A 3,442-nucleotide genomic window follows, 5' to 3' on the forward strand; every position below is an offset into this window, starting at 1 on the left:
TTCTTCTGAATTAAAATTAGCCATAAAAAACACCCCGTAAAAGTTAGATTGATGTCTAACTTTTACGGGGCAGTTCATTATAGGATCAACGCCCCGTCAGTGAATTAAGTTAGTTTTTCTCCATTTCTTTCGCCTTTTTATCTATCGATTTTATATAATCATTTTTCCTTTCTTTATACATTTCAATATTACTAGGATATTTGTCAGCTAATCTTTGCTTTAATGACTATATTCTTGAGCTTCTTATAGATGGGCAATCATATAGTCTCTAAATGCTATATGGCGGGAAATATCCGAATTCCATTGTTCAAAAAGATGAACGTAATACGTCCTATTGTTCCCACCTTTACAAAAAAACACCTATTAGGAATTCCATTTTCACCATAAGCTATGTAACCCAATTGTTCCATCTCATGATTGAACTTATCAACTTCGCCTATATTAACAACTTCAATCATAATGTCATTTACCGGTTTTACTATTATAACGGGTATTGCGGTACTTCCAATGTGATGTATTTTTACATTAAATCACCCAACATATTTATAAATCTCTCCCTCTCTTCATCAAACCTCAAGAGCCACTCCTTTGTGAAGATACCTCAACTATTCGCAGTATATTCATCTAGTATGAAACTGTATTATATTTAAATTTAAATAGTTAATCTTTATTCAACTAACCGTTCACTTTAGTTAAAGAAGCTGTCTTTATTTTGATGACCCCACTTCATTTTTTATTCTAGAGTAGCATTCTATTCGAAAACAGCCATTATTTTAGATGTAAGCTTAAACATTCATTTCTTTTTCACACCATATGATTTACTCTCAAAAGGAATCTCTTGTATGCCGTTCATCTGATTTACATAAACAGCCATCACAAAACAAACATTCGCAAGTAATCCTAGAAAATCAAATAAAATATCTGGCACTTTTCGTTCTTCACTAACTTTATGCAGGGCACGGTAGGACTTCTTGGCCTCACTGCGGACAACATGAAGTGCGCATGCGGCGTTGGTTCCTTGCGGTAATACGAATTGTTTTACCTTTTCCCCTGTTTTCTCAACATAAAAATCATATCTTTCACTCAGCCACTGTAAATCTGCTTCAGTTATAGCCAATTTTCCGCGCACAGAACCGTTCACATGATAGCATAGCGGTTGAACCATCTGAAGGTCATCAATAACTGCTTGCTCTTTCTCAGTCAATAATGGGAAAACAGCTCCAATCCTTGTCGTTAAACTATCAGTGCGAATCTCATAATCAACTAAACAGCTTTTTTCTCTCATGAATGGATAACTGGAGTAACGCCAGTCTTTTTTCAAGGTTCATTCCCCCTTATTTAAAACATAGGTTTAATTATGAAATAATGGTACCTCTGTGGCGCCTTCACCTAGTACGCCATCGTGCAAGTATGTATAGTAATATAACGAAATCCTTACTCTTCATGCCTACCTTTTACATCAATTGAATAAGGAATCATCTGCCTTTTCCCAAAATAGGAATCATTGTACGTATACGTATGAGTTTTAAAAACACGGATCAAGTTATGATCCGTAATGACTTGTTCCGGTTCCCCTGCTGCAATGAGTTCTCCATTTCCAATAAGCATGAGTCGATCACAATAGCGAGTGGCTAAATTAATATCATGGATGGCCGCGAAGACAGCCTTTCCCTCTTTTACAAGCTCCCGGATGACCTCGGCAATTTGGACCTGATGATAAATATCCAGATCTGAAGTTGGCTCATCCAACAAAATAACCTCAGAATTCTGAGTGATGGCTTTAGCTAAGAAAACAAGCTGACGCTCTCCTCCTGATAGGGATGTGATATAACGGTCTCTTAAATGATAAATTCCTGTTTGTTTCATCGCTTTCTCTGCCAGTTTATTATCACCTTTTTGTGAGAATTGCCATTTCTTCCGATGCGGATGCCTTCCCATAAGTACTACCTGACTCACCGTAAATTCATAGTCAAGGACCGTGCTTTGTGGCATATAGGTGATTGCTTTGGCCACTTCAAGAGTAGTCATCTCAGTGAGAGCTTGATTCTTGAAGTCTATTGAACCTGCAGTTGGCTTTAGCAACCCTGCCATTAAGCGCAGCAAAGTAGATTTTCCGGTACCATTCGGACCAATCAAGCAAGTGAACTGGTTATTTTCCAAAGAGATATCCATTGCTTTTAAAATCACCTGCTTCCCACGATTAAAGCTGAGTTTCTCCACATTCAAAACAGCTGCCATCTCATAGTTCCCCCTTCTTTTTATTCTTCAAAATTAAATAAAGGAAAAACGGAGCGCCGAAAAAAGCAGTAATAATACCGATTTGAATCTCTGCAGGTCTGATGGCCAAACGTGAGATTAAGTCAGCAAGGATCAGGAAACTGGCTCCCCCTAGGGCACTGGCCAGTAGTAAATTTCGATGCGATGGCCCAATGATCATACGGGTCATATGAGGGACAATCAGACCAACAAAACCGATGGCTCCCGTTAATGAGACACTCATTCCAGTCACTAAAGAAGCAGTAATTAATAGTAGATTACGGGTGCGTTGAACGGAAATCCCCATATTTTGTGCCTGTTCTTCACCCAGCAAAAAGATATCTAAGTCGTTTGCATGGTATAAAAAGACACAAATCGAAAATAAAACTGGAACAATCAATATTTGCACGTGACTCCAATCACGCCCGTTTAAGTTCCCCATCATCCATTGGACAATCTGCTGCATCACTCCTGCATTAGAAAAAGAAATTAGCAGAGAGCTACAGGCTGATAAAAAAGAACTAATCGCAATACCCGTCAGCAGCAATGTCAGCACAGAAGTCTTTCCTTGATTGGACGCAATCATATAAATAACAAACAAAGTCAAGGCAGCCATGATAAAGCCCATTAATGGGACGAAAAGAGAATGGATTGCTGCCAAACCAAAATAGATGGCCAGCACTCCTCCGAATGCTCCACCTGATGAAACACCAATTATACCGGGATCAGCCATCGGGTTGCGAAACACACCTTGCATCACAACTCCCGATATTGACAAGGCTGCCCCAACTAATCCAGCCACAGCAACCCGCCCCAGGCGAATCTGCACAAGGATTGTTTCATACATCGGGTTATATTCAAACTCTATAAACGGAAGCAGTGAGAGTAATACTTTCACAGTTTCCGTAAATGGAACGATGACCCCGCCATACATTGTTGCCAATAGCAACGATGCGAGCAGGGAACAAATCAGGATTATGAAAATAAGTACCTGTTTAGACTGTTTAAAAGCCATATTATTCTCCATAAAGAACTTTATAAATATCTTCTGCTCCCTCAATCACAAAATGGGATGCCGTTGTTAAATTTGCACTGTCTATTACATGCACTTCATTATTCTTAAAGGCCTTCACATTTTTAAGAGCCGGATCCTTTTTCCATTCCTCGACGAATGTTGCTTTTGAGC

The 3,442-nt window shown here is 39.0% G+C and carries 4 protein-coding genes; all 4 read right to left on the reverse strand.

What is annotated here, in order from left to right; all coding sequences use genetic code 11:
• Nucleotides 1-275: 275 nt before the first annotated feature.
• The 4 genes from AC4D4B_RS19405 to AC4D4B_RS19420 all read right to left on the reverse strand — a co-directional run bounded on the left by AC4D4B_RS19405 (nt 276) and on the right by AC4D4B_RS19420 (nt 3,283).
• Nucleotides 276-518: a GrpB family protein gene (locus tag AC4D4B_RS19405; protein WP_491000835.1), complete on the reverse strand. Its 243-nt coding sequence runs from the start codon at nt 516-518 to the stop codon at nt 276-278.
• Nucleotides 519-793: 275 nt separating this feature from the next.
• Nucleotides 794-1,321 carry a hypothetical protein gene (locus AC4D4B_RS19410; protein ID WP_491000833.1) on the reverse strand — a complete coding sequence of 176 codons (528 nt, stop codon included), beginning with the start codon at nt 1,319-1,321 and terminating at the stop codon, nt 794-796.
• Nucleotides 1,322-1,434: 113 nt separating this feature from the next.
• Entirely contained in the window at nt 1,435-2,238 is an 804-nt protein-coding gene (locus AC4D4B_RS19415; RefSeq protein ID WP_490994734.1) for an ABC transporter ATP-binding protein, read from the reverse strand.
• Nucleotide 2,239: 1 nt separating this feature from the next.
• Complete coding sequence (locus tag AC4D4B_RS19420; protein WP_491000834.1) at nt 2,240-3,283, reverse strand: FecCD family ABC transporter permease; 1,044 nt, start codon at nt 3,281-3,283, stop codon at nt 2,240-2,242.
• Nucleotides 3,284-3,442 lie beyond the last annotated feature (159 nt).

This window comes from Pradoshia sp. Z6_59 (genome assembly GCF_058267515.1).